The sequence below is a fragment of the Brevibacterium sanguinis genome, from assembly GCF_003315415.1.
Classification (GTDB): domain Bacteria; phylum Actinomycetota; class Actinomycetes; order Actinomycetales; family Brevibacteriaceae; genus Brevibacterium; species Brevibacterium celere_A.
This window is the reverse complement of the sequence record NZ_QNSB01000001.1, coordinates 242,550-268,540: the sequence shown is the minus strand read 5'-3', so window position 1 is coordinate 268,540 and position 25,991 is coordinate 242,550. Positions and strand designations below refer to the sequence as shown.

The 25,991-nt window shown below is 68.2% G+C and carries 26 protein-coding genes; 12 read left to right on the top strand and 14 right to left on the bottom strand.

From position 1 onward, the window contains the following. Nucleotides 1–73 precede the first annotated feature (73 nt). The gene (locus DFO65_RS01195) at nucleotides 74–505 is read left to right on the top strand and encodes a PadR family transcriptional regulator (protein WP_113902585.1); all 432 of its coding nucleotides are present in this window, start codon (nucleotides 74–76) and stop codon (nucleotides 503–505) included. Next, nucleotides 502–1,491: an HAAS signaling domain-containing protein gene (locus DFO65_RS01190; RefSeq protein ID WP_113902584.1), complete on the top strand. Its 990-nt coding sequence runs from the start codon at nucleotides 502–504 to the stop codon at nucleotides 1,489–1,491. Before DFO65_RS01195 ends, DFO65_RS01190 begins: the two co-directional genes overlap by 4 nt. Before the next feature lie 75 nt (nucleotides 1,492–1,566). Here the strand turns inward: DFO65_RS01190 and DFO65_RS01185 are convergent, their stop codons facing one another. Beyond that, nucleotides 1,567–2,820, bottom strand: a complete 1,254-nt coding sequence (locus DFO65_RS01185; RefSeq protein ID WP_113902583.1) for a methyltransferase — start codon at nucleotides 2,818–2,820, stop codon at nucleotides 1,567–1,569. Nucleotides 2,821–2,913: 93 nt separating this feature from the next. On the opposite strand from DFO65_RS01185, the gene DFO65_RS01180 reads away from it, so the two are divergent. Beyond that, the gene (locus DFO65_RS01180; RefSeq protein ID WP_113902582.1) at nucleotides 2,914–3,315 is read left to right on the top strand and encodes a universal stress protein; all 402 of its coding nucleotides are present in this window, start codon (nucleotides 2,914–2,916) and stop codon (nucleotides 3,313–3,315) included. 17 nt (nucleotides 3,316–3,332) lie between these two features. Here DFO65_RS01180 and DFO65_RS01175 read toward each other — a convergent pair whose 3' ends face one another. The 5 genes from DFO65_RS01175 to brnQ all read right to left on the bottom strand — a co-directional run bounded on the left by DFO65_RS01175 (nucleotide 3,333) and on the right by brnQ (nucleotide 9,063). After that, on the bottom strand, nucleotides 3,333–4,124 hold the full coding sequence (locus tag DFO65_RS01175; RefSeq protein WP_113902581.1) for a 5'-nucleotidase, lipoprotein e(P4) family: 792 nt from the start codon (nucleotides 4,122–4,124) through the stop codon (nucleotides 3,333–3,335). Nucleotides 4,125–4,303: 179 nt separating this feature from the next. Continuing rightward, nucleotides 4,304–5,362: a threonine aldolase family protein gene (locus tag DFO65_RS01170; protein ID WP_113902857.1), complete on the bottom strand. Its 1,059-nt coding sequence runs from the start codon at nucleotides 5,360–5,362 to the stop codon at nucleotides 4,304–4,306. A gap of 123 nt (nucleotides 5,363–5,485) precedes the next feature. Continuing rightward, nucleotides 5,486–6,424, bottom strand: a complete 939-nt coding sequence (locus DFO65_RS01165; protein WP_113902580.1) for an ornithine cyclodeaminase family protein — start codon at nucleotides 6,422–6,424, stop codon at nucleotides 5,486–5,488. 30 nt (nucleotides 6,425–6,454) lie between these two features. Continuing rightward, nucleotides 6,455–7,702 carry an NAD(P)/FAD-dependent oxidoreductase gene (locus DFO65_RS01160; RefSeq protein ID WP_113902579.1) on the bottom strand — a complete coding sequence of 416 codons (1,248 nt, stop codon included), beginning with the start codon at nucleotides 7,700–7,702 and terminating at the stop codon, nucleotides 6,455–6,457. Beyond that, nucleotides 7,699–9,063, bottom strand: coding sequence for a branched-chain amino acid transport system II carrier protein (gene brnQ, locus DFO65_RS01155; RefSeq protein ID WP_113902856.1), 1,365 nt, complete (start codon nucleotides 9,061–9,063; stop codon nucleotides 7,699–7,701). The genes DFO65_RS01160 and brnQ overlap by 4 nt, the downstream gene beginning before the upstream one ends. A gap of 180 nt (nucleotides 9,064–9,243) precedes the next feature. Between brnQ and DFO65_RS01150 the strand changes: the two genes are divergently transcribed. Continuing rightward, nucleotides 9,244–10,824, top strand: coding sequence for a PucR family transcriptional regulator (locus DFO65_RS01150; protein WP_113902578.1), 1,581 nt, complete (start codon nucleotides 9,244–9,246; stop codon nucleotides 10,822–10,824). Nucleotides 10,825–10,960: 136 nt separating this feature from the next. On the opposite strand, the gene sucD is transcribed toward DFO65_RS01150, so the two are convergent. After that, nucleotides 10,961–11,857 (bottom strand): succinate--CoA ligase subunit alpha, encoded by an 897-nt coding sequence (gene sucD, locus DFO65_RS01145; RefSeq protein WP_113902577.1) that lies wholly within the window; start codon nucleotides 11,855–11,857, stop codon nucleotides 10,961–10,963. An 18-nt stretch (nucleotides 11,858–11,875) separates the two neighbouring features. Next, nucleotides 11,876–13,045, bottom strand: coding sequence for an ADP-forming succinate--CoA ligase subunit beta (gene sucC, locus DFO65_RS01140; RefSeq protein ID WP_113902576.1), 1,170 nt, complete (start codon nucleotides 13,043–13,045; stop codon nucleotides 11,876–11,878). Nucleotides 13,046–13,233: 188 nt separating this feature from the next. Between sucC and DFO65_RS01135 the strand changes: the two genes are divergently transcribed. Next, a complete protein-coding gene (locus DFO65_RS01135) occupies nucleotides 13,234–13,728 on the top strand; it encodes a MarR family winged helix-turn-helix transcriptional regulator (protein WP_113902575.1) in 495 nt (164 codons plus the stop codon). Nucleotides 13,729–13,967: 239 nt separating this feature from the next. After that, on the top strand, nucleotides 13,968–14,675 hold the full coding sequence (locus DFO65_RS01130; RefSeq protein ID WP_113902574.1) for a hypothetical protein: 708 nt from the start codon (nucleotides 13,968–13,970) through the stop codon (nucleotides 14,673–14,675). 18 nt (nucleotides 14,676–14,693) lie between these two features. Here the strand turns inward: DFO65_RS01130 and DFO65_RS01125 are convergent, their stop codons facing one another. The 5 genes from DFO65_RS01125 to DFO65_RS01105 form a co-directional block, all read right to left on the bottom strand. After that, nucleotides 14,694–15,131: a hypothetical protein gene (locus DFO65_RS01125; protein WP_245940409.1), complete on the bottom strand. Its 438-nt coding sequence runs from the start codon at nucleotides 15,129–15,131 to the stop codon at nucleotides 14,694–14,696. Nucleotides 15,132–15,145: 14 nt separating this feature from the next. Continuing rightward, complete coding sequence (locus DFO65_RS01120) at nucleotides 15,146–16,252, bottom strand: adenosine deaminase (RefSeq protein WP_113902572.1); 1,107 nt, start codon at nucleotides 16,250–16,252, stop codon at nucleotides 15,146–15,148. A 49-nt stretch (nucleotides 16,253–16,301) separates the two neighbouring features. Further along, the gene (locus DFO65_RS01115) at nucleotides 16,302–17,444 is read right to left on the bottom strand and encodes a BMP family ABC transporter substrate-binding protein (protein ID WP_113902571.1); all 1,143 of its coding nucleotides are present in this window, start codon (nucleotides 17,442–17,444) and stop codon (nucleotides 16,302–16,304) included. 130 nt (nucleotides 17,445–17,574) lie between these two features. Beyond that, nucleotides 17,575–18,747, bottom strand: coding sequence for an amidohydrolase (locus DFO65_RS01110; protein WP_245940408.1), 1,173 nt, complete (start codon nucleotides 18,745–18,747; stop codon nucleotides 17,575–17,577). A 148-nt stretch (nucleotides 18,748–18,895) separates the two neighbouring features. Then, nucleotides 18,896–20,005: a mannose-1-phosphate guanylyltransferase gene (locus tag DFO65_RS01105; protein ID WP_113902569.1), complete on the bottom strand. Its 1,110-nt coding sequence runs from the start codon at nucleotides 20,003–20,005 to the stop codon at nucleotides 18,896–18,898. A gap of 261 nt (nucleotides 20,006–20,266) precedes the next feature. Between DFO65_RS01105 and sdhC the strand changes: the two genes are divergently transcribed. From sdhC to DFO65_RS17000, 6 genes are all read left to right on the top strand, one after another. Further along, nucleotides 20,267–20,644, top strand: coding sequence for a succinate dehydrogenase, cytochrome b556 subunit (gene sdhC, locus DFO65_RS01100; RefSeq protein ID WP_113902568.1), 378 nt, complete (start codon nucleotides 20,267–20,269; stop codon nucleotides 20,642–20,644). A 1-nt stretch (nucleotide 20,645) separates the two neighbouring features. Further along, nucleotides 20,646–21,098 (top strand): succinate dehydrogenase hydrophobic membrane anchor subunit, encoded by a 453-nt coding sequence (locus DFO65_RS01095; RefSeq protein WP_113902567.1) that lies wholly within the window; start codon nucleotides 20,646–20,648, stop codon nucleotides 21,096–21,098. Between the two features lie 10 nt (nucleotides 21,099–21,108). Then, nucleotides 21,109–22,869 carry a succinate dehydrogenase flavoprotein subunit gene (gene sdhA / locus DFO65_RS01090; protein ID WP_113902566.1) on the top strand — a complete coding sequence of 587 codons (1,761 nt, stop codon included), beginning with the start codon at nucleotides 21,109–21,111 and terminating at the stop codon, nucleotides 22,867–22,869. Then, on the top strand, nucleotides 22,869–23,660 hold the full coding sequence (locus DFO65_RS01085; RefSeq protein WP_113902565.1) for a succinate dehydrogenase iron-sulfur subunit: 792 nt from the start codon (nucleotides 22,869–22,871) through the stop codon (nucleotides 23,658–23,660). Before sdhA ends, DFO65_RS01085 begins: the two co-directional genes overlap by 1 nt. Before the next feature lie 228 nt (nucleotides 23,661–23,888). Next, nucleotides 23,889–25,091, top strand: coding sequence for a D-alanyl-D-alanine carboxypeptidase family protein (locus DFO65_RS01080; RefSeq protein WP_113902564.1), 1,203 nt, complete (start codon nucleotides 23,889–23,891; stop codon nucleotides 25,089–25,091). Nucleotides 25,092–25,461: 370 nt separating this feature from the next. Next, the gene (locus tag DFO65_RS17000; RefSeq protein ID WP_181778563.1) at nucleotides 25,462–25,629 is read left to right on the top strand and encodes a hypothetical protein; all 168 of its coding nucleotides are present in this window, start codon (nucleotides 25,462–25,464) and stop codon (nucleotides 25,627–25,629) included. A 152-nt stretch (nucleotides 25,630–25,781) separates the two neighbouring features. Here the strand turns inward: DFO65_RS17000 and DFO65_RS01075 are convergent, their stop codons facing one another. Then, nucleotides 25,782–25,985: a hypothetical protein gene (locus tag DFO65_RS01075; protein WP_147233200.1), complete on the bottom strand. Its 204-nt coding sequence runs from the start codon at nucleotides 25,983–25,985 to the stop codon at nucleotides 25,782–25,784. Between the last annotated feature and the right edge of the window lie 6 nt (nucleotides 25,986–25,991).

Genomic DNA, 25,991 nt, shown 5'->3' with positions numbered 1-25,991 from the left:
CGATGGCGTTCGGCGTCCACTCACGATATACCGTCTCTTGCCATAGTGTGTATCACACACTATAGTGTCCGACATGAAGGATGACACGACGGAGAGCGGCGACGCCCACAGCTGCGACCCAGCCGGGAACCCGGCCCACTTCCCATCGACCGTCGCCCCGCCGGCGGATGAGGATCCGACACTCGCGACGCACGAACAGGAGCTACGGCGCGGCACCGTCGTCTTCGCCAGCCTCGTCGCCTGCCGGAGCCCGCAGTACGGGTACTCGCTGCTGAGCACCCTCACCGAGGCCGGCATCCCGACCGAGGCGAACACGCTCTACCCGCTCCTGCGCCGCCTCGAGAAGCAGGGGCTGCTCACCGCCGAGTGGAACACGGAGCAGACCAGACCGCGCAAGTACTACACCGTGACCGACAAGGGCGCCGAAGTCGCGGACCGTCTGCACTCACATTGGCTGGCGCTCAACTCCAGCATCACGACACTGTGGAAAGAAGGCACACGATGACCGCGCGAACCGACCTCTACATCGCCACCGTCGTCCGCAGACTCCCCGAGGGCAGCCGCGACGACATCGCCGAGGAGATCAGGGCGACGATCGATGACATGATCGACGCTCGCCTCGGCGAGGAGGATCCCCCGAAGGAACGGCTCGAGAGGGTCGAACGCGAGGTCCTCGAGGAACTCGGCGATCCCGCCGTGCTCGCCGGGCGGTACTCGAACTCCCCGCAGTTCCTCATCGGACCCGCGTCCTATCCCGTCTTCCTCTGGTGCATGCGCACGATCCTGCCGATCACCGGCGTCGCCGCCCTCCTCATCAACGTCGTCGCCCACTCGCTGACCACGCCGGAGGTCCAGATCGGATCGCTCATCGGTGCGGTCATCGGCAAGACCGTCCTCGCCCTGCTCCTGTGCTTCGCGGCCGTCACGATCCTCCTCGCCCTGGGCGAGCGCGGACCCGGACCCGAGACGAGGTCTCCCCGCGCGCCAGGCGAGAGCTGGAGCGTCGACGATCTGCGCGCGACCGATCCGGACATCGCCCGGACCCGCGCCGAGGCCCTCCTGGGCCTCGTCATGATCGTCCTGCTCGCCATCGTGCCGTTCCTCCCCACGACCCTGTTCTACGCGGGCCATCTCAACGATGGGGGATCGTTCGTCAACCCCGGCCTCGGATCCGGGTGGATCGTCAGCTACTGGACCCTGCTCGGGCTCATGGCCGCCGTCGAGGCGATCAGGGCCCTCCGCGGGTCGACACCGCGAGCGCTCATGATCGCCGGCAGCGTCATCGACGTGGTCATGGGTGTCTTCCTCACCATCGCCCTCCTCACCCAGACCGTGTTCCATCCCGAGCTCATGTCGCCCTCAGGCGTCGACGTCACGCAGATCGTCGCGGTCGTCGCCGTGTGGATCGTCGTCATCTGGGACCAGATCGACACGTGGCGGGGTCAGCGGCCCGCTGCCCGGACCGTCGAACTCCGTCAGTCCGCCGGCTGAGCTCGATCGGCCCTCCTCGACCGTCGGCCCGACCGCCCTCTCCCGGGCGGTCGGGCCGACCGCGTCGGGCTGGCCTCAATCGGCCGTCCGGCTCGCGATGACGGTGAACTTCGCGTTCCGTTCCGCCTGCCTGCTGGGTCCGATGAGCCTCTCGAGGCGCTCGCGGTAGCGCAGATGCGAATTGAACACCGTGAGCACCTCCCCGCCGGGAGCCAGATACCGGGCGGCCGCGCGCATCATCGCCGCCGCGGTGTCGGATTCGATCGCCGTGCCGTGGTGGAAGGGCGGGTTGAGCAGGATGAGATCGAACACGCCGTCGATCACCGCGTCGGCCTCCGCGGGGTCGGCGGCCGCATCGATGAGGCGGAAGTCGACGTCGGTCCCATTCGCCTCGGCGGTTGCCCTCGCCGAGGCGACCGCCGCCCTGGAGACGTCGACTCCGAGCCCGGACGCCGCCTGTGTCACGCGCATCGCCGCGGTGAGCAGCCACCCGTTGCCGCAGCCGAGGTCGAGAACCGAGCGCCTCCGCAAACCAGCGGTCGGGTGAGGATCCGCGCCGCCCACGGCCACTGCGTTCGCCTCCGCGGCCAGGACGTCGAGGAGGAGCGCCGACCCTTCGTCGTTCTTCACTCCCGAGAAGCAGGCGCCGTGCGCCCGCACCTGCAGCGGTCCGACCGACGGATGGTCGATGACGCCGTGGGCGGGTAACTCGGCCAGGCTCGGTGAGGACAGCGGTCTGCTGCCGATGATCAGGCGGTGCTTGCCGGCTCCGGGTGAGACGTCGACCCGGGCGAACCCGCGGGCCAGCTCCTTGTTGACGGCGCGGCTCATCGCGTCGCTGCGGCCGATGACGACGAGGACCGACACATGGGGCTGGAGACGGGCGAGCACCTCGGCGAGAGCGCTCACCGCCTTCGGCGCATTGACGACGGCCCACGTCTCCCCGCTCGACCGCGGAGCCTTCAGGCCGGCCAGGTCGTCGATGACCTCGGCCTCGGGCGCCGCCTGGGCCACGGTCCGGGCCTCGTCGATCCTGTCGTTGTACGTGTGCAGGGTCGCGAGTCCGGCGAGGACTCGGGCCTGCACGCCCTGCGGGTCGTCGACGAGGACGATGTCCCGCGGGAGGGCGGCGAGCGCCTCGGGGATGAACTGCCCGTCGGCCGGGCGACCGGAGATGTCGAGCTCGCCGTCTCGGCGACCGAGCACGTACTCGGCAAGGAACCGTGCCGGTGCGATGCCCGGGATCGCGGTGGAGCCGAGACGCGCTGCGAGCAGGTCTCGGACGTGGTCGGCGGCGGCGGAATCGGGGGCGAGCAGAGTGGCGGGCATCCGCACAGTCTAGTGCGACGGGCTCGCCCGTGCGCGGGGCGCAGGTGTGCTACTAATTGAGTGGAGTTCGCCCACTGACGCACAGGAGAGATCATGACAATTCTCGTCGGCTATTCCCCGTCCCCCGAAGGCAGAGCGGCAGTCGATTTCGGCATCGAGCAGGCCAGGGCGTTCGATGACACCCTCATCGTCCTCAACGCCGGCATCGGGGAGACTCCTGACGAGAGGGGAGTGGCGACGAACTCGGACATGGAGGAGCTCACGCAGACGCTCAAGTCCTCCGGGATCTCCCACGAGATCCTCCAGTTCCTGCGTGGCAACGACCCGGTCGAAGAGCTGCTCGCCCTCGCCGAGGCGACCGCGGACACCCGCATGATCGTCATCGGCTCCCGCCGCCGCTCCCCTGTCGGCAAGCTCATCATGGGGTCGACGGCCCAGCGGATCATCCTCGAGGCCGAGGTGCCCGTCGTCTCCGTCAAGGCGACGAAGCAGTAGGACAGCGCGCCCGCACGTCAGTCGGTGACGAGCGGCTCGTCCCACTCCTTGAGGTCGGCTTCGCTCCAGTCGCCGTAGGTCGGATTGGGCAGGATGATCCACTCGCTGCCGAACTTTTCCCGGTTCTTCTCGACCAGCTGCCTCTGCTTCTTCAGCGGCGCGTCGGCGAAGGCGCTGTCGAAATCGTGGAGAGTGTCGCCGAGCTGCATGAGCACGGTGTGATCGGCTTCAACGGCCGCCCGACGCTCCTCCTTCGGAGGGCCGAGAAGCTTTACGCTCTCCTCGGTGACCTGCGGCAGTCTGAGCGCCTTGAGAGTCTCCAGGGTCGCGGCCTTGTTCTCGTCGGTGCGGTCGGAGATGTAGAAGATGTCGACTCCGAGCTCGTCGGCGTGCTCGAAGAACTCCAGTGCCCCGGGAATCAGCGTCGGCTCACCATGGCGCTCCCAGTCTCCCCAGGTGTCCCACGTGCTGTAATCGTGGCATTCGGCGAGGTCCCGAGCCAGGAGCTCCGAATTGTCGATCACCGTCTCATCGAGGTCGGTGATGATGGCCGGGTTCTCACCCTCGCCGACATCGGCGACGGCTTCGTCGAGCTGCTCCGTGGCGACATCGTAGGTCTGTGCCTGCAGGGCGCGCGCCTCGGCGCTCTGCTGCTGCCATTTGAGGCCCATCTCGTACTTCTCGACATCGCAGTCGGATGATTCCTCTTCGGCGGCCGCCGAGGTGGGACCGGAGTTGAGAGCCCAGGCGGCGAATCCTGTGATCACCACCAGGAGAACGAGGAGCGCGGGCGTGAAGGCTTTCTGCATGTATTCATCCTTGAATCCGATGGACGCCTCGGTGGCGTCGGAAAGTGCCCGAACGGATTGTGGGCTGCTTCACCATACCAAGACGCCGGATTCGCCTGTAGTGCCGACACTGGGCGGGACGGCTGCTGCGCACAATGGTCGGCAATGCGGCTCCGGCGGCGACGACGGTCATCGCCGCCTCACTCCCCCGCGATCACGGCGACGAGCGCGTCGACATCCTCCTCGGTGGTGTCGAAGGCGCACATGAAGCGCGCGATGTTCTCACCCAGGGGCCATGGCGCGAAGGCGAAGCTCTCCCGCGCCCGCGCCGCCACCTCGGGCGGCAGGTGGGCGAAGACGACGTTCGACTCGATCTCCTGGACGAGCGCGACCCCGGGGGCACGGCCCGCGGCGATCGCCTCGGCGAGACCGTCTCCGAGTCGTCGCGCCATCGCATTCGCGTGCTCCGCCGAGGTCCGCCACAGGTCCCCCTCGTACAGGGCGTTGAGCTGCGCGGAGAGGAAGCGCATCTTCGACGACAGCTGCAGGTTCATCTTCCGCAGGAACCTCATCCCCTCCCCGATGTCCGGGTCGAGGACGACGACCGCCTCGGCGCCCAGCAGTCCGTTCTTCGTCCCGCCGAGGCTGAGGATGTCGACGCCTGCCTCGGTCGTCAGCGCGGCGAGATCGGTGCCGAGGAACGCCGCGGCATTGCCCAACCGGGAGCCGTCGACGTGGAGGATCATCCCGAGCCGGTGCGCGGTCTCGGCGATCTCCCTGATCTCCTCTGGGCGGTAGGTCGTGCCCCATTCCGTCGACTGGGACAGCGACACGGCCAGGGGCTGGGCGTTGTGCTCGCTGCCGCGGCCGAGGATCGCGGCCTCGATCGACTCCCGATCGAGCTTCCCGTCCGCGGTCGGTGCGCCGATGATCTTCAGCCCGCCGACCTTCTCCGGGGCACCGGTCTCGTCGTAGTTGATGTGGGCGCTGGCCGCGGTGATCACGGCGGCCCACCGCGGAAGCGCCGCCTGGAGTCCGAGCACATTGGCGCCGGTGCCGTTGAACACCGGGAACGCCCGGGCGTCGGGCCCGAAGTGCTCCCGCACGACCTCCTCGAAGCGCGCCGTCCAGGGATCGCCGCCGTAGCCGGGCGTGTGCCCGACGTTGGCGGCGACGATCGCGTCGATGACCTGCCGGTGGGCGCCGGCCCAGTTGTCGGAGCCGAAGTTGCGGGGGTGGTCCTGGGGGTCGGTGCTGATCGGGGTCACGGGATGGGCTCCTCCTCGGGCTGTGCTGGTCTCTGCCTCCCAGGGTAGTCGGCCCACGGTGCGGAGTCTCTGCCACCCGGGGCGGTCGCCTCACCGCCCGCGGTGGGAGGACGCTCAGGAGTGCGTCATCAGCCCCGAGGCGACCGCGAGGTCCTGCCACGACATCCCGGTGCCCTTGAAGACATTCACGCGCTGCGGGTCCCGGGCGGCCCGCCCCCGGACGAGGTCGGCGAGCGGGACGAGGTCCTCGACGCTCAGGTGGCCCTCGTCGACGGCGAGCACGATGTCTCCGGCTTCGCGCATCGCCGCCGCCCGGTCTTCGACGACGACCTGAGCACCGGACAGCAGTGCGCCCGGCAGCTCTCGGAGGTCGGGCTCATGGGAGCCCATCGCGATGACGCAGGTGCCGACGCTGACGAGCGAGGCGTCGAAGAGGGGCCGGCTCGCCGAGGTGGCGCACACGACGATGTCCGCGTCGGGAACGTCCTCGACGCGCCCTTCTTCCGCGGTGATCCCGCGAGCCGAGAGTATCTCGAGCGCCGAGGTGAGCCGCCCGCGACTGCGGCCGATGATCCGGATCTCAGCGAGGTCGCGGATCGCGTCGAGTGCGACGACATGCTCGATCGCCTGCGGGCCGGTGCCGAAGACGACGAGCGTCCTCGCGTCCTCGGCGGCCAGCCGGTCGCAGGCGACGGCGGAGGTGGCCGGCGTGCGCAGCTCGGTGAGCGCGGAGCCGTCGACGAGCAGCCGCGGCGTCAGCGTGTCGGCGTCCATGAGCATGTAGGTGGCCTGGATCCTCGGCAGTCCCCGGTCGGGATTGCCCGGGGCGACGGAGGCGATCTTCACGCCCACCCACTGACCGAGCACCGAGGGCATGAGGAGCAGGTGGCCGCTTCCGGCATCGATCGGGATGCGGTGCGGGTCATCGGCGGGGTCGAATCCCGCCCTCAGCTGGGCGGCGATGAGCTCACGCGCGGTGTCGACGGAGATCCGCCGCCGGACCTCGTCGGCGGTGACGAACGGCAGAGGAGCGGAGTGGACGGGAACGGTCATGTGGCGAGTCCTTGTCTCGGAGGTGGGTGGTCAGAAACGCTGCGGGGAGAGCCGGTCGAAGAGGTCGCCGGCGGCGCGTCCGCCCGCCAGGTCGGTGACGAGCCGTCCCGTCACCGAGGCGAGGCTGATGCCGAGCATGACATGGCCGGAGGCGACGATGACGTGAGGGTGGGCGGGCAGTGCGCCGATGACGGGCACGCCGTCGGGTGTCATGGGACGCAGTCCCGTCCAGGGGCTCGGCACCGACTGCTCGGCAGGCCAGTTCGCGAAGTACCTGTGCAGTGAACTGATCATCCCTCCGGCACGGACGGTGTCGATGGATTCGTCGAGTCCGCCGAATCCCATCGTCCCCGACACCCTGACCATGCTCTCGAGAGGGGTGATGGCCACCTTCCCCTCGGCGAGGTAGATCGGACCCGTCGGCGCGTCCGCGGTGCGCGGCAGATCGTAGCCGTAGCCCTTCCCGGCCTGCACGGCGACCTTCTCGCCCAGCGGCCTGAGGACCTCGTTCGTCCAGGCGCCGGCGGCGACGACGACCTTGTCGGCCTCGAGCACCTCGCGGCCCACGACGACGCGCGCCCGACCGGCATCGGCGGGGACCAGGGCGGCCGTGTTCCCGTACCTGAGGTCGACGCCCTCCCGGGCGCACGCCTCGGCGAGGCCGAGCACGAACGACCGGGGGTCCAGAGACCGATCGCCCTTCGACTCGATGGCGGCGACGACATCGGAGGTGACGGCGGGTGCAAGTGCGCCCAGCTCCCCCGGATCCATCTCCCGCCAGGAGAACCCGGTCAGTTCGGACTCGATGAGGCGAAGTTCCTCGATGCGATGGTGCAGCTTCTCCTGGTCCGTGAAGAGCATGGTCAGCGGATCGTCGTGCATCTCGAACTCGACGCCCTCGGCGCGCAGGTCGTCGATGCTCGACAGTGCGGTCGCGCTCATCGCGGCCAGCGTCTTCGATCCCTCGACATAGCGCCGCTCGGTGCACGACGCCGCCATCCTCGCCATGAACCCGAGGAACTCGGGTCGCCAGCTCGGCGAGACGTAGACGGGACCGTCCCGACGGCTCATCCACTTCAGCGCCTGGGGGATGACTCCGGGCGCGGTCACCGGCACCGACATGCTTGGGATGACCCAGCCCGCGTTGTGGCCCGAGGCCTTGTCACCGGGGGCGTGGGCGTCGACGAGGGTGACGTCCCACCCGTCCCTGCGCAGATGGTAGGCGCTGGCCAGGCCGATGGCGCCGCCTCCGAGGACGATTGCTGAGGTTCGTGTCATGATCTCGCTTCCGTGAGTTCCGATGCGCGGTCCGGGTGGGGGTGCCTGCCCGTGGTGGCGACGATGAAGCCGATGAGGCCGCCGAGGACGGCGGGCACGACCCACCCCGCGCCTGCTGAGAAGAAGGGAATGAAGGAGAACCAGGAGTCCAGCTGGTCGACGGCGACGCCCGCCGCCTTGAGCGCGTCGATGATCGCGATCGCGGTGGCGCCGACGATCGCTCCGACGTAGACCGCGCGGTATCCGCCGAAGAGCCTGTCGCACAGCGCGAGCACGATGAGCGTCATTCCCACCGGGTAGAGGAGGTAGAGGACGGGCAGGGCCGTGGAGAGCACCAGAGTCAGACCGAAGTTCGCGAAGACGAAGCCCACCCCTGCGACGAGGAGCATCCACCCGCGGTAGCCGAGCTTCGGGAACTTCTTGGCCAAGTAGTCGGCCACGCAGGTGATGCAGGCGACGTTCGTCGTCAGCCCCGTGAGCAGGATGACGCCGCCGATCATCAGCACTCCCGGATAGCCGAGGAGCTGCCGCGAGGCCTCGGCCAGGAGCTCTCCGCCGTTGTCGGGACGCCCGATCGCCTCGACGCTCGAGGCACCGATCCACGCCAGGCTGATGTGCAGCAGGGCGAGTCCGACCACGGTGATGAGGCCGGCCTTGAGGAAGGTCATGGCGATGCCCCGCTTCGACGTCACTCCGAGGCCTCGGATCGACTGGATGAAGACCGCCGCGAAGACGAGGGCGGCCAGGGCGTCCATGGTCCCGTAGCCGTCGGTGAAGCCGAGGAAGAACGGATGCTCCGTGTAGGGGGCGACCGCCGGCTGCGGGTCACCCATCGGTGCGATCAGGGACCGGATGACGATGATGGCGAGCAGGATGGTGAACACCGGGGTGATCGCCTTGCCGATCCGGTCGACGAGTTTGCTCGGATTCAGCGACAGCCACACGCTGAGGACGGTGAAGACGAGCGAGAAGACGAGCAGGGCCCAGGGCCCGGCGGCCAGGTCCGCGCTCAGGCTCGGCTTGACCGTGATCTCGTAGACCACCGAGGTGGTCCGCGGGATGACGTAGAGCGGGCCGAGTGCGAGGAAGAGCAGGAGGCAGAAGACCGCGGAGAACTTCGACGAGACCCGGGAGGCGAGGACCTCGACGTCCCCGCCGCACATCGACAGCGCGATGATCGCCAGGAGCACGAGCCCGACACCGGTGATGAGGAAGCCCGACATGGGCAGCCACATGTCCTCGCCCGCCCCCTGGCCGACCATCGGCGCGAAGATCGTGTTCCCCGCGCCGAGGAACATCGCGAAGAGCAGGAGCCCGAGCGCGAAGACCTTGCCCTTCGACAGCCGTTCGCCCCCGCTCATCGCCGGCATCCCGACGTCGTCGGCTGACCACTGCGTGCGGACTTCTCGTTCATGTCATCTCCTCGTTGAAATGGGTGGACTCCCCTTATTCGATCACTCCCCACCCCCGGACACTTCGCACATCAATCCAAAACTCAGCGCGAATATTGGTACGATCGAATGAAGGGATGGGGGTGTCGCATGTCGTTGGGACTCACCGAGGTGCTGACATGTCTGGAATCGACGCGGGTGCCGGAGCACCTGCCGCCGCCCGAATGGGCCGACGACGTTCTCATCGATTCCGTGACCATCCTCGGTGCCGACGAGCTCACGGAGCGATCTCCGGTCGGGGCCACCGACCTCGTCCTCGTCGCGGGAGCCTCTCCCGAATCCATCGGCTGCTGGCTCACGGCTCTGTCACTGCGGTCCCGAGCACCAGCCGGACTCGTGATCAAGCCGGCCTCCGTCACCGCTGCCCTGCGGGACCAGTGCGAGGCCCGGCGAGTCCTCCTCATCGTCATCGATGCGCGCGCCCGCTGGGAGATCGTGTTCTCCCAGCTGCAGAACCGGCTCGAACGCGAGAGCGGGCGCGCGGAGGCGAGCTCCGCCTCGGCGACCGACCTCTTCGACCTGGCCGAGGTGATCGCCGAGGGAACGGGTGGGCTGGTCACGATCGAGGATGCCGAGCACCAGAGGGTGCTCGCGTACTCGTCGTCGGGCAAGGGCGCCGACGAACTGCGCACCCGCGCGATCCTCGGCCGGGAGGCTCCTCCGGACTCGATGGCCTGGCTCAGGGAGACGGGGGTGATGTCCTCCCTGCGCGTCCCCGATCAGGTGATCGACGTACCGGCTGCCGATCCCCTGGGGATGAAGCGGCGCCTCGTCGCCGGAATCCACAGCCCCACCGGCATGCTGCTGGGGTCGATCTGGGTGCAGGAGGGCGCCGAGGAGTTCCCGTCCGGAGCCGAGGAGGTCGTCCTCGGCGCAGCGGCGAGCGCCGCGGGGATGCTCCAGCGCAGCACCGTCGTGCACACGACCGAGGGCAGGATGATCCGCGGGCTCTTTTCCGCCCACAGTGAGGTCGGCAGTGAGATCGCCGCTGGCTACTTCGCGATTCCCGTCGAGTCCGATCTGGCTCTCATCGGAATCGCATCCGCCGACGACGATGCCCTGGGCGCGGTGTTCTCGCTTCTCGAACTCCATGTCAGAGCCTACGCCGCCGGCGCGGTCACTGCTCTGCTCGACTCCCGCGCGTACGTCCTGCTCCCAGCACCGGGGCCCTCCGGTGTCATCACCGATTGGCTCGAGCAGATGCTCGTCCGACTCGAATCCCGCCCTGCTCTCGACGGCGGTCGCCTGCACGCCGCCCTGGCCGCCCCCGTACCCGGGATCAGCAGGGTTCGCGCGGCACGGCACGAGGTCGACCGGGTCCTCGATGCCGTCGACGACACCTCCCGGCGGGTCTCGACCCTGTCGGAATCTCGCACATCCGTGCTGTTGAGGGAGACTCTCGATCTGATTGCCGCGCACGCCCAGCTGCGGGATCCCCGCCTCGACCTCCTCGCCGCCCACGACAGGGACCATGGTTCCGCGTTCGTCGACAGCCTGCGCGCGTTCCTCGTCGCGGGCGGCGGACTGCGGGAGGCGGCACGTTCGCTGTCCGTGCACCCGAACTCGTTGAGGTATCGACTCGGGCGAGCACAGAAACTCACGGGCCTCGACCTCAGCGATCCGCGCGATCGCCTGCTCACCGAGATCCAGTTGGCGATCCGGGCCGGTTGAGCAGTGCCGCCGTTGCGGTACGACGACGGCCCCGAGCGGAAGTGCTCGGGGCCGTCGAAGCGATTCGATCAGGCGCAGGTCCCACGGGATCCGGCGGCAGTCCTGGCGCCGGCGCATGCCGGCACGGCTGCAGATCTCAGGCGAGGAGCTCGCGCATGAGCTGGGCGGTCTCGGTCGGGGTCTTGCCGACCTTGACGCCGGCGGCTTCGAGGGCCTCCTTCTTCGCCTGCGCGGTGCCCGAGGAGCCGGAGACGATGGCGCCGGCATGGCCCATGGTCTTGCCCTCGGGAGCGGTGAAGCCGGCGACGTAGCCGACGACAGGCTTCGTCACGTTCTCCTTGATGTAGGCCGCGGCCCGCTCCTCGGCGTCGCCGCCGATCTCGCCGATCATGACGATCGCCTCCGTCTCGGGGTCCTTCTCGAAGGCCTCGAGGGCGTCGATGTGGGTGGTGCCGATGACCGGGTCACCGCCGATGCCGATCGCGGTGGAGAAGCCGAGGTCACGCAGCTCGTACATCATCTGGTAGGTCAGGGTGCCCGACTTCGAGACGAGGCCGAGCTTGCCCTTCTTCGTGATGTTCGCCGGGATGATGCCGGCCAGGGACTGCTCCGGGGAGATGATGCCGGGGCAGTTCGGGCCGATGATGCGGGTCGCATTGCCGGCCGCCTGAGCACGGGCCCAGACCTCGGCCGAGTCCTGAACGGGAATGCCCTCGGTGATGATGACGAGGAGACCGATCTTCGCATCGATGGCCTCGATCGCGGCGTCCTTGGAGAAGGCCGGGGGCACGAATGCCACCGAGACGTCGGCCCCGGTGGCCTCCATCGCCTCGGAGACGGAGGCGAACACGGGGAGTTCGAGCTCGTTGCCGTCCTTGTCAGCGTGCTTCACGGTGGTGCCCGCCTTGCGAGCGTTGACGCCGCCGACGACGTTCGATCCCGCCGCGAGCATCCGCGCGGTGTGCTTGGTGCCCTCGCCACCGGTGATGCCCTGGACGATGATCTTCGAATCGGAATTCAGGAAGATAGACATGGGTGTAAAGACCTTTCCTTACTTGGCAGCAGCCAGTTCGGCGGCCTTGTCGGCTCCACCGTCCATGGTGTCGGTCAGGGTGACGAGGGGGTGGTTGGCATCTGCCAGGATCTTGCGGCCTTCGTCGACGTTGTTGCCGTCGAGGCGGACGACGAGGGGCTTCGTGGCCGAGTCACCGAGGATCTCGAGCGCCTTGACGATGCCGTTGGCGACCGCGTCGCACGCGGTGATGCCGCCGAAGACGTTGACGAAGACGCTTTCGACCTGTTCGTCGCCGAGGATGACATCGAGGCCGTTGGCCATCACCTCGGCGGACGCGCCGCCTCCGATGTCGAGGAAGTTGGCGGGCTTGACTCCGCCGTGGTTCTCCCCGGCATAGGCGACGACGTCGAGGGTCGACATGACGAGACCCGCGCCGTTGCCGATGATCCCGACCTGGCCGTCGAGCTTGACGTAGTTGAGGTCGAGCTTCTTGGCCTTGAGCTCGAGCGGATCCTCGGCACTGATGTCGACGAGGTCGGCGTGCTCGGGCTGACGGAAGTCGGCGTTGTCGTCGAGGGAGACCTTGCCGTCGAGGGCGATGATCTCACCGGCACCGGTCTTGACGAGCGGGTTGACCTCGACAAGGGTGGCGTCTTCCTTCTCGAAGACGGTCCACAGCGTGGTCAGCACGGGGGCGATCTTGGCGGCGGTCTCGGCATCGAAGCCGGCGGCGGCGGCGATCTCCTCGGCCTTGGCGGCATCGATGCCGTCGATCGCGCTGACCGGGACCTTGCCGAGCGCCTCGGGGCGCTCTTCGGCCAGCTGCTCGATGTCCATTCCGCCTTCCTTCGAGCACATGGCGAGGTAGGTGCGGTTGGAGCGGTCGAGGAGGACCGAGAAGTAGTACTCTTCGGCGATGTCCGCACCTTCGGCGATCATCACCTTCTCCGTGATGTGGCCCTTGATGTCGAGGCCGAGGATCTCTTCCGCACGGGCCTGGGCCTCGTCGGGGTTCTTCGCGACCTTGACACCGCCGGCCTTGCCACGGCCGCCGATCTTCACCTGGGACTTGACGACGACGGTGCCGCCGCCGAGCTCTTCGGCTGCCTTCTTCGCTTCTTCTGGTGTCGTGGCGACCTTGGCCTTGAGCACGGGCACTCCGTGCTTCTCGAACAGGTCACGTGCTTGATACTCGAAAAGATCCACGTGTCTTCCTTCGTTTCTTCTGCGGACCCTTCTGGCCCCGCAGCTGCGTTGACGGATGCAACAACCAGTCCCCACTTTATTCCCATCCGCACCCGTGTCTCCAAACCTGCAGGCCATGAGAGTTGCCAATCTCTCGTGAAGAAGTATCTTTGTGGTCAAGATTCTTGATGTGGACGTAAAATCGGATCATGGATGAGGTCGATCGGATCGTTGCGGCGTGGCGCCACGAGCGCCCGGATCTCGATGTCTCGCCGATGGAGATCCTGTCCCGGGTGACCAGGCTCTCCCGGCAGCTGGATCTGGCCCGGAGGGCGAGCTTCACCGACTACGGCATCGAGGTCTGGGCCTTCGACGTGCTCTCGGCCCTGCGTCGCTCGGGTGAGCCCTACCAGCTCTCCCCCTCCAGTCTGCTCCAGGAGACGCTGGTGACGAGCGGGACGATGACGAACCGCATCGACCGGCTCGTCGCCGCCGGCTGGGTCGAACGTCTGCCCGACCCGGACGACCGCCGAGGCGTGCTCGTGCGCCTGACGGAGTCCGGGCGCGTCACGGTCGACAATGCGCTCGCCGAGCTGCTCGAACGCGAGCAGGAGATCCTCGGCGATCTCACTCCCGCCCAGCAGCGCAAACTCGCCTCCCTCCTGCGAGTGCTCTCGACAGGATTCGACGCCGACGCCGACTGAGCCCGCTCCCCCGGCGCCTCGCAGCGTTGTGGCCGTCGTCTCCGGACTCGTGGATGCCTCGCCGCACGGGGCGGTCCGTTCCAGAGCCTCCCTTTCGTGCCTCGCCGCACCCAGCGGGCCGTCGATCCAGCGCGGCAGCCGACCAATCACAGCCTGCCCAGCGCGTCCGCACGGGCTCTGGCCTCGCCGCACCCTAGGCTGGTGGACAAGCACCGCCACGACCACTTCTTCGAGGAACCATGCGCATTCGCTCACTTGCCCTCCTGTCCGCTGCCGCAGTGCTGGCCACGACCACCGCCTGCGTCCCCACCTCGGGAGACACCCGACCCGCACCCCGGCCATCGCTGAGCCCCGAGGAGATCACGCCGATCGAGACCCCGGCCAGCGCCCCAAAGGTGTCGATCGTCGACTCCTCCCCGGGAGGCGGGAAGGACGTCGATCCCCTGTGGAAGGGCCTCGCCGAGGCGGCCGGGAAGTCGGAGGCGTACCTCAAGGTGTGGATCCATGCCGGCAACCCCGATCTGCCCGAATCGGGCGAGGTCACCGTCACCGCCGACACCCCGGACAGCGTGAGCGTGACCGTCGATGCGCAGAACGTCGATCGCGAGCAGGCGCCGTTCCTGCTCGTCCACGGCACGTTCGAGGTCGAGGAGGTCGGCGGTTCGGCCTACCGGCTGACGACAGTCGACTCCGAGGACATCCCGGAGCTCGAACCGCAGAGCCCCGATGACGAGACCCGCTGCACCGCCGAGGACGCCCAGGAGAGGATCTCGCTGGCCGCCGACGACCTCGCCGCCGACCCGAGCAAGCGGGAGGAGTTCCGGCAGGCCTGGGGCGGTTCACCGAAGGTCTGGTGGGGCATTCAGATGACGGCCATCAGCCTCAATCAGGACGGCGGTGTCGCGGGGGACTTCCTCACCGAGGCCTGCGCCGAGCACCTCGGCTGAGCAGGGGCCTCGGCCGGTCTAGTCCGCGAGCGCCCGGTTGTAGGCGGCGACGACGGGCGGCAGGAAGTAGCCGATGATCACAGCCACGGCCGAGGCGATCGCGGCGATCCCCAACCAGGGGGCTCCGCCGAGGACGTTGATCCCGAAGAGGATGACGAGGAGCTCGAATGCGATCGCCGCCGGGCGGGCCCACCGGTGCAGCCGCCAGGAGCCCCGGGCGGCTGCGGCGATGCCCGCGGCGAAGATGAGGAACATCACCGCCAGACCGAGCAGCGAACCGGCGAGGCCTCCGGCAGTGAAGGCGGTGACGACGAAGGTCGCCGCGGCCGCCACCAATCCGGCCGCCTGGAGGCCGAGGACGACGACGACGAGGAGCATCGCCCGGGGTGCGCGCACGTCTGCGCCGCCCGCGCCCCCGCCCCGACTCGGCTCCCCGTTCGCACTTCTCGCACTCATCTCATGCACCTGGATCACACGGTGACCCGGGCGAAACCGGGGATGAGGATCTCGTCGAGCATCCGTTCGCGCACGTCCAGTGGCAGGAAGGCGGCGGTGACGGCGTTGACGGTCGCCCATTCGAGGTCGGTCTGGGTCCAGCCCGCCTCGTCGACGAGCAGACGCATCTCGCGGCTGACCGAGGTCCCCGACATCAGCCGGTTGTCGGGATTGATGGTGACCGCGAAGCCGAGGTCCTTGAGACCCGTGATCGGATGGTCGGCGATCGTGCCGCCGATGTCGGTCTGGAGGTTGGAGCTCGGGCACAGCTCGAGCGGGATCTGCTGGTCGAGGACCCAGGCGGCGAGCCGGCCCAGCTGTCCCTGGCCGTCGACGATGTCCATGTCCTCGACGATCCGTGCGCCGTGGCCGATGCGCTGGGCATGGCAGATGGTCACGGCCTCGTGGATGGAGTCCCGGCCGGCGGCCTCGCCGGCGTGGATGGTCACGGGGACGAAGGCCTGGTGGAGGGCGTTGAAGGCCGAGAGGTGCGCCGAGGGCGGGAAGCCGTTCTCGGGTCCGGCGATGTCGAAGCCGACGACCCCGGAGTCCGCGCCCTTCTCCCGGTGCCGGATCGCGAGCTCGGCGATCGCGAGCGAATTGTCCGCCTGCCGCATCGCCGTGATGAGCTGGCCGACCCGGATGTACTTCCCCGCCGCCGAGGCCTCGGCGACCCCGGCCTCGAGTCCTTCCTGGACCGCGTCGACGACCTCGTCGAGTTCGAGTCCGCCCTCGAGGTGCTGCTCGGGCGCCCACCGCGCCTCGGCGTAGAAGACGCCGTCGGCGACCTGGTCGAGCACCCATTCCCTCGCCACGCGCACGAGTCCCTCGCGGTTCTGCATGAGGGCCACCGTGTGGGAGAACGTCTCGAGGTAGCGGACGAGGTCACCGGAGTTCGCCGAATCGCTGAACCACTTCCCGAGCGCCTCGGGCTCGGTGGCGGGAAGCTCGTGGCCGATCGCATCGGCGAGTTCGATCATCGTGGCAGGTCGCAGACCGCCGTCGAGGTGATCGTGGAGGGAGACCTTGGGCAACTGCAGGATGGGGTCGTCTGCTGCGACTCCGGCGGGATTATTCAACACCCCGCCAGCCTATCGGATCAGCGCCCCCGCCTCCGCGAGGCCGCGACTCCTAGGACTCCTGCGGGTCGATGGCGCCGCTCTTGATCCGCTCGCGCAGATCGGCGATGTTGCGACCGGCGTCGGAGACCCGGGAGAGGAAGCCGTCCTCGGCCGTGATCCCCACCCCTCCGTTCGAGATCGTGCCCTCGTAGTGGCGTTCGGCGACGAGGAAACCGCCGATGTCCACCGGCTGCGTGTCGACGGGTTCGGCCACCTCGTCGGGATTGCGGCTCTGCGGCCATTGCGGGAACATCGCGCGCAGACCCCGGCGGACGTTGGGAGTGATCGTCGCGATGACCGCATCGCTGAACTCCCCGGAGGTGCCGTACCAGATGACCTTCGGCAGGATGGGCTCCTCCTCGGAGTCGAGTCCGGCGGTGCTCGCCTCGGTGTGCGCCTCGGTGGCAGAGGTGACCACGCCCACCGATGCCGCGGAACCGAAGGGGACGACGACGTCGACATCTGTGTCGACGGCCGTGTCGAAGAACTCACGGCCGCCGCGCTCGGTGTCGGGCACGGTCCGACCGGCGATCCGCGACTCCCGGTAGGAGGCGACGTCCTCGGCGTCCTCGTCCTCCTGTTCCCTGTTGTGCAGCTCGACTCCCGCGTCGAAGGCGTCAAGGAGGTCCTCCGCCTGCGGGAACCCCTGGGAGACGAGGGCGGCGACCTCGCCGGTCTCGCTGGCCGTGGCCGCCGTGTACCCGGCGATGAAGGCCGCCGGTATGAGGTCGAAGTCCATGCTCAGCACGTTGTCGGGATAGTCGTCGCGCCCGCTGGCGATCCCGAGGAAGAGATCCTCGGGCTGGTCCTCGGCATGGTGGCGCAGTTCGTCGGATCCCCCCGGGCCGATGACCATCGTCAGCGCGCAGCCCTGATCGCTCATCCGCTCCAGTGCCGCCGAGGTGGTCGATCCATCGCTGACCCGCTGGCTCGAGGTGGACGAGAAGATGCCTGCCGCGCGCGCCCGTTGGGTCTCGGCCAGGGTCAGGGCGCCGGCCGAGTGGTCGTCGAATCCGGCCGGGGCCGAGATCAGGCATCCGGGCGTGGGCTCCTCGACGGGTTCCGGTGTCGTCACGGAACAGCCGGTCGAGGCGAGGAGGCCGAAGGCTGCGAGTGCGGCGATCAGTGTCGCGTTCAGGCCCTTCGCTCTCATGGTCTCAAGGGTATCGGCTCAGCCTGAGTCCGGGGTCCACGCCGGACCCGGCCCGAGCACACGCCCGCCGCGACGCCGAGCACACCCACGACCAGACCGAGCACACGCCCACCTCGGCGTCGAGCGGCGATCAGCGCCTGGCGTCGATCGCCTTGAGCGCCGTCGCGGCGTAGATCCGCGCCGCCACCCCCACGCTCGACTCGTCGACGAGGAGGTCGCCCTGGTGGATGTCGTAGGTCGTTCCGCCGGGGGTCCGGGTGCCGACCCGCACGAGAGCACCCGGGCAGTGGGTGAGGTACCACGCGAAGTCCTCCCCGCCCATGGACTGCGGGGTCAGCTGCACCGCGTTCTCCCCGAGCTCGCCGCGCACGGCAGATTCGATGAGGGTGACCTGCTCCTCCGTGTTGACGACCGGGGGCACTCCGCGCCGATGCTCGAGGTCGACCTCGACCCCGTAAGGACCGGCGATCCTCTCGACGAGCCCGGGCAGCACCTCGGCGACCTGATTCCAGCCGGCCACGTCGAGGCAGCGCAGGGTGCCCCGGAGGATCCCCTCACTGGGGACGACGTTGGCGGCATGGCCGGAGCCGATCTCTCCCCACACGAGGGAGATCGCGTGCCGCGGGTCGATGAGGCGGCCGAGCGTCGACGGCAGGTCGGTGGCGAGCTTGGCCAGGGCGTAGACGAGATCCTCGGTGAGGTGCGGGCGGGAGGTGTGCCCGCCATGGCCGCTGAGCCGGATGATGAGGGTGTCGCCGGCGGCGGTGATCGCGCCGATGCGCGACCCCACCTTCCCGACGTCGACGTTGGGGTCGCAGTGGAGGGCGTAGACCTCGGGGACATCGTCGAGGACGCCCTGGGCGATGACGCGCAGGGCTCCGCCGGGGGTGACCTCCTCCGCCGGCTGGAAGATCAGGCGCACCCTGGCGCCGAGGCCGCCGGGGGTGGAGGTGTGGATGCGCTGCAGGGCGATGCCGGCGCCCATCAGCGCCGTCAGGTGGACGTCGTGGCCGCAGGCGTGGGCGACCCCGGGCACCGTCGACCTGAACTCCTCGTCGATGAGGTCGTCGACGGGGAGGGCGTCGATGTCCGCGCGCAGCGCAAGGGCCAACGGCCCGGACCCGACCTCGCAGACGAGGCCCGTGCCCTCGAGCCGCTGCGGGGTCAGACCGGCCGCCTCGAGCCGGGCGACGATCTTGTCGGTGGTCGCGAACTCCTGGAACGACAGCTCGGGGTGGGCATGGATATCGCGGCGGAACTCGATGAGTTCCGCCTCGATGTCAGCGATGCGGGAGCTGATCACGTCGGGTCCTTCAGGGAGTGCATCTCCCTGCGGGAGCGCTGCGGGGTCGAGGAACATTGACTGCCATGCTAGACATTCAACGTCATCGGAGTGCATTCCGCGACCAATTTCGACATACAGGCGCAGTCCCGGGCCGCCCCGGGCCTGTTCAGAGCAGGTCCTCGAGCCCCCGCTCCCCGGCGGCGGACACCGCCTTCTTCACGTCCTGGGCGTGCGAGCGGGAGGTGATGAGGAGGACGTCCTCGGTGTCGACGACGACGAGGTCCTCGAGGCCGACGATCGCGACGGTGCGGGGCTGCTCGGAGAACACGACCCCCGACGCGTCGACCTCGACGATGTCGCAGGACCCGCCGATCGAGATCACTCCGCGCGGCTCGCCGGGCACCGGCTGGCGCAGCCGGGCCACGGAGTCGAAGTCGCCGACGTCGTCCCAGCCGAAGTCTCCGGGGATGACGATCACCCGGCCGGCGGCAGCGGCGGGTTCGGCGACGACGTAGTCGATGGCCCGCTTCTCCAGGCCCGGCCACACCTCGGCGAGCACGGTCTGCTGCCGGGCCGTCCCCCACGCCTCGGCGATCGCGCTCAGCCCGGAGTGCAGGGTCGGGTCCTCGTGCTCGAGGATCTCGAGCAGCGCCGTGGCCTGCGCGATGAACATGCCCGCATTCCACCGGTAGCGCCCGGAGTCGACGTAGCGGCGGGCGGTGCTCGCCTCCGGCTTCTCGGCGAATGCCCTCGCGCGGCGGGCGCTCGGCGCCCCGGGGAGTCCGAGCAGGGCACCGGTCTCGATGTAGCCGTAGGCGGTGGCGGGATGGCTGGGCATGATCCCGACCGTGACGATGTCGCCGGTGGCGGCGGCCGCGCACGCCTGGTCGATGACGGCTCGGAACTCGTCGACGTTGGTGATCGAGTGGTCGGCGGAGAACGACCCGACGATCGCCTCGGGGTCCTCACGGGCGATGAGCATCGTCGCCAGTCCGATGGCCGCGGCCGAATCCTTGGGCGAGGGCTCGGCGAGGATCTTCTCCGCGGACAGACCCGGCAGCTGCTCGGCGACCTGGTCGCGGTGGCTCTCCCCCGTCACCACCCACACCCTGTCGTCGCCGACGATGGGAGCGACGCGGTCCCACGTCGACTGGAGCAGGCTCCTGCCGGTGCCGAGCACGTCGTGGAGGAACTTCGGGGTCGCTTTGCGCGAGAGCGGCCAGAGCCGGGTTCCGGAACCGCCGGCGGGGATGATTGCGTGGAAGTGACTGTTCACCCCCTCAGTGTCTCAAAGGTCGGGCACTGTCCCTCCGATGCCCTCCGCCGTGTCGGGGTGGGGAGAACCCCACCCTCATTTAGAGAACATCACCATGCGGTAATTGAAAACGGACACGACGCCGGTCACCGGTTTTGAGGGAACTTCCAGGAAGTAGAGTGTGATCCTCCACGCCGGGCGGGGCTCCGACTGGCAAGCAGGCGGCGTTGAGCGTAGTTTTTGGATGTACACAGTCGATTAATCCAAGATGGAGGATGCTCCGTGGCCAAAGCGTCTACGGGCACTCTGTACCGAGGAAACGAAGGAATGTGGTCCTGGGTCGCGCATCGCGTCACCGGCGTCGGCATCTTCTTCTTCCTGTTGGTCCACGTGCTCGATACTGCCCTCGTCCGCGTCTCGCCCGAGGCCTACAACGCCGTGATCGGAACCTACAAGACCCCCTTCATGGCCATCGGTGAGATCGCGCTCGTCGCCGCGATCGCCTTCCATGCGTTCAACGGCCTGCGCGTCATTCTCGTCGACTTCTCCAAGGGCGGCACGAGAAACCAGAAGAAGCTGTTCTGGGGAGTCATGGTGCTGTGGCTCATCGTCATGGCCGCGTTCGTTCCCCGCCAGCTGATGCACACCTTCGGAGGCTGACATGAGCACGACATCCATCCCGGCCCCGCGCACCGGCTACTCGCGGCACAAGTCCACGCGGTCGAAGTTCGAGATGTTCGCATGGCTGTTCATGCGCGTCTCCGGCATCATCCTCGTCGTCCTCATCTTCGGCCACCTCTTCGTCAACCTGTGGTCGGGTGAGGGCGTCAAGCAGATCGACTTCGGATTCGTCGCCGGCAAGTGGGCCAGCCCGTTCTGGCAGATCTGGGACCTGCTCATGCTGTGGCTGGCCATGCTGCACGGCACCAACGGACTGCGCACCGTCATCATCGACTATGCCGAGAAGCCGGCGACCAGGATGAGCCTGCAGGTGATCCTCTACATCGCCGCGACCGTCATCATCGTGCTCGGCACGCTCGTCATATTCACTTTCGATCCCTGCCCGGCCAACGCTGATCCCAAGCTCTTGGCGTCGTTCTGCCAGGCCGGCTAAAAGGAGAAACATGCAGGTACATCAGTACGACGTCGTCATCGTCGGTGCCGGCGGCGCAGGCATGCGCGCGGCGATCGAATCCGGGCAGCGCGCCAGGACCGCCGTCCTCACGAAGCTCTACCCCACCCGGTCCCACACCGGTGCCGCCCAGGGCGGCATGTGCGCCGCCCTGGCGAACGTGGAGGAGGACAACTGGGAGTGGCACACCTTCGACACCGTCAAGGGCGGTGACTACCTCGTCGACCAGGATGCCGCCGAGGTGATGGCGAAGGAGGCCATCGACGCCGTCCTCGATCTGGAGAAGATGGGGCTGCCGTTCAACCGCACCCCCGAGGGCCGCATCGACCAGCGCCGCTTCGGCGGTCACACCCGCGACCACGGCAAGGCGCCCGTGCGCCGCTCCTGCTACGCCGCCGACCGTACCGGTCACATGATCCTCCAGACCCTCTACCAGAACTGCGTCAAGCACGGGGTGGAGTTCTACAACGAGTTCTACGTCCTCGACCTCGTGATGACCGAGGTCGACGGAGTCCGCCGGCCCGCCGGCGTCGTCGCCTACGAGCTCGCCACCGGCGAGATCCACGTCTTCCAGGCGAAGTCGGTCGTCTTCGCGACCGGCGGCGTGGGCAAGGTCTTCAAGACGACCTCGAACGCCCACACGCTGACCGGCGACGGGATGGCCGTGACCTACAACCGGGGCATCCCGCTCGAGGACATGGAGTTCTTCCAGTTCCATCCCACCGGCCTGGCCGGTCTCGGCATCCTCCTGTCCGAGGCGGCCCGCGGCGAGGGCGCGATCCTGCGCAACTCCGAGGGTGAGCGCTTCATGGAGCGCTACGCCCCGACGATCAAGGACCTCGCCCCGCGTGACATCGTCGCCCGGTCGATGGCCAACGAGGTCCGCGAGGGCCGCGGCTGCGGTCCCAACAAGGACTACGTCCTCCTCGACCTCACCCACCTCGAGCCGGCGCACATCGATGCGAAGCTGCCCGACATCACCGAGTTCGCCCGCACCTACCTCGGCGTCGAGCCCTACACGGAGCCGGTGCCGGTGTTCCCGACCGCGCACTACGTGATGGGCGGAATCCCGACGAACGTCGCCTCCGAGGTGCTCGCCGACAACGACACGGTCATCCCGGGTCTCTACGCCGCCGGCGAGTGCGCCTGCGTGTCCGTCCACGGTTCGAACCGTCTGGGCACCAACTCGCTGCTCGACATCAACGTCTTCGGCAAGCGGGCGGGCATCGCCGCCGCCGAGTACGCGCTCGGCGCCGAGATGGTCGACCTGCCGGAGAACCCGGAGGCCGAGACCGTCGCGATGATCGAGAAGATGCGGGCCTCGGACGGCACCGAGCGCATCGGCGCAATCCGCCGGGACCTGCAGGAGATCATGGACGCCAACGTCCAGGTGTTCCGCACCGACGAGACCCTGCGCGAGGCCCTCGACGAGATCGCGAAGCTGCGCGAGCGCTACGCCAACATCGGCATCCAGGACCGGGGCAGGCGCTACAACCTCGATCTGCTCGAAGCCGTGGAGCTGGGCTTCCTCCTCGAGCTCGCCGAAGTCATCGCCGTCGCCGCCATCCACCGCAAGGAATCGCGCGGCGGGCACTTCCGGGAGGACTTCCCGGACCGTGACGACGAGAACTTCATGCACCACACGATGACCTACCTCGATCCGAACGCCGAGACCGACGGAATCCGCGGCATGCGTCTGGAGACGAAGCCCGTGGTCGTCACCCGTTACCAGCCGATGGAGCGTAAGTACTGATGAGCACCGACACGAACACACCGGAACCGGCGTCGAAGGTCGATCTGCCCGACCACCTCGCCGGGGGCGAGGGCGAGATCCCGTCCTTCGACTGCACGATCCGGATCGCTCGGTTCAACCCCGAGGCCGACGAGGAGCCGCACTGGGAGGACTACCAGGTCACCATGTACGGTACGGACCGTGTGCTCGACGCCCTGCACAAGATCAAGTGGGACATCGACGGCTCCCTGTCGTTCCGCCGCTCCTGCGCCCACGGCGTGTGCGGCTCGGACGCGATGCGGATCAACGGTCGCAACCGGCTGGCGTGCAAGACCCTGCTCAAGGACCTCGACACGAGCAAGCCGATCACGGTCGAGGCGATCAAGGGCCTGCCGCTGGAGAAGGACCTCATCGTCGACATGGAGCCCTTCTTCCAGTCGTACCGCGAGATCATGCCGTTCCTCATCACCTCCGGCCACGAGCCCACGCGGGAGCGCCTGCAGTCGCCGGAGCAGCGCGAGGTCTTCGACGACACGACCAAGTGCATCCTCTGCGCCTCGTGCACCTCGTCGTGCCCCGTGTTCTGGACCGACGGGCAGTACTTCGGTCCCGCCGCGATCGTCAACGCGCACCGCTTCATCTTCGATTCGCGCGACGACGGCGGGGACATGCGCCTGGAGATCCTCAACGACAAGGAGGGCGTGTGGCGCTGCCGCACCACCTTCAACTGCACCGAGGCGTGCCCGCGCGGCATCGAGGTCACCAAGGCCATCGCCGAGGTGAAGCAGGCGGTCCTCCAGCGCGCGTTCTGACCTGAGCAGGAGTTCTGGCGCGAGACCGGGGTTCTGACGCGGATCCTGACCGACAACCGCGGAAGCGGCCGTGCACCGACAGGTGCGCGGCCGCTTCCGTGTTCCCGGTCCCCGCGCGTGGAACTGGTCACTCTGCGCCGCGCTCGTCACTGATGGACCCGATTCGTGCGGGGAAAGGTGATCGGAACCTGGAAATCCCCTGCCCGCGCGCACCGTAAACTGGCCCGCATGCGTCGTACCCTCCCAATCGCCCAGTGGGCCCTCGGCTGCGCCCTCGTCGTGCTGCTCGTCCTCGCCCAGGCGCTCCTCTCCCCCACCGGCGCCCCGGCGGACGCGGCGACACCGAAGCCGGAGACGATCTACCAGTCTCCTGCCGACCTCGGCGACGGAGCGAAGGCGCCCGAGCCCGTCGCGGTGTCGTGGGCCGTCGGTGACCTCGACACGGGCGAGGTCCATGCCGGCCGGGAGCTCGAGCGGAGGCATGCACCCGCTTCGACGATCAAGCTGCTCACCGCACTCGCCCTCGTCGACGTCCTCGACGATCCCGAGCAGAAGGTGCGCGCCGAATTCGAGGACATGGCGATCGACGGCACCAAGGTCGGGATCATGCAGACGAACGACTACACCGTCGACGACCTCTTCCACGCGATGCTCATGTCGAGCGCCAATGATGCCGCGAACGCCCTCGGGCGGGCGGCCGGCGGCCAGGAGAAGGCCGTCGCGCTGATGAACGCGAAGGCCGCCGAACTGGGCATGGACGACACCCAGGCGACCAACACCTCGGGCCTCGACGACGAGGAGCAGTACACGACGGTCGCCGACATGATGAAGCTCGCCTGGGCGGTGTGCGAGAACGACTACCTCATGGACGTCATCGGCACCGAGACCTACGCCTTCCCCGGCGGCCGGAACCCGGACACGAAGGAGACGTTCAAGGGCTACGAGATCCAGAACCACACGAAGATCGTCGGTCAGGTCGACGGTGGGCTCGGGCTGAAGAACGGCTACACGACGACGGCCAAGGGAGCCTACGTCGCCGTGGCCGAACGCGACGGGAAGCGCGTGGTCTCGGCACTCCTCGGCGCCGAGAACAGCTCGCGCCAGGCCGCCGTCGACCTGCTCGAATGGGACTTCGCGCAGACGGACCCGGAGGTCGTCGACACCGTGGCGCTCGGTCCTCTCGCGAGTCCGTCACCGACCGAGACCACGACCGGTCAGGCCCAGGGCGAGCACAGCGGTGCCGGGGCCGCCGCCGACGCCGCCTCGGCGGGTGACGAGGGCACCGCCGACGTCGGCGAGAACTCGGCGCTGACGACGGTGATCACGCCGCAGCAGTACCTGCCGCTGGGCCTCCTCGTGCTCGGGCTGGTGCTGCTGGCCGCCACGGCACTGATCTGGCATCGGGTGCGCAGGACGACCACGGCGCCCTGACCGCAGTCGGTCGGGGTCTCGAGCACCGGAAGGCGCGTCAGTGGTCCCGATTTGACGTGATCTTCCGGCGTCCGCTAAGCTGATGTCTTGCCTTCGAAGGCGTCCGGCCCCATGGAACACGCAGATCGTCCCGACAGACGATTCGTCTCTCGGTTGAGATCTTCAGCGGATGTTCGTCTTTGCACATGATCGGCCACGGACTCGTGTCTCTTCGTCAAGGCATATCCCCCGCCGTGTCGGACGACCCACCCCACGGCGAACCAGTCGGTCAGCCGCCGACTCCGTCGGATGGCCACCGACTCAATCACGACAGGAATCGCGTGCGTCGATGCACGCCATTCACCGAAGAATGAAGGAAAGGAGGGAACCGATGACTCAGTTCCCACAATGGGTGCAGCGTGCCGTCGAGCATGCCGGCCTCATCGATCCCAGGATCAGCCGCGAGGACTCCGGACAGGTCACGATCTGTGACGCGACCGGCCGCACTGTGCTGTTCACGGGCTCGTCGCTGCGGGAGACGACTCCCCTGGCCGCTTGATGCCACCCGCCTGATGCGCATCGGGCAATCGGTCGGTTCCGCGCCGCTGGGTCTCATGCAGCGCTGGACCATGACCATCGACTGACAGACGCCCGGCATTCCTCCAGGTCACCACCTGAGGAATGCCGGGCGTCGTCGTCTGCGCGTGCCGTTCAGACGACCTGGTCGTCTTCGTCGTCGAGATCGACTTCCAATGACTGCTCGAGGACGTCACCGGGATCGGCTTCGAGCGTCCCCGCGCCCCGTCCCGCGGCGACATCATCGGGGTAGAGCGAATCGTCCTCCGGATCGACCTCCAGAGACTGCTCGATCCTGTCGCCGTCGGGAACGTCCACTGGGACATGACGTGGGTCCATGATCTC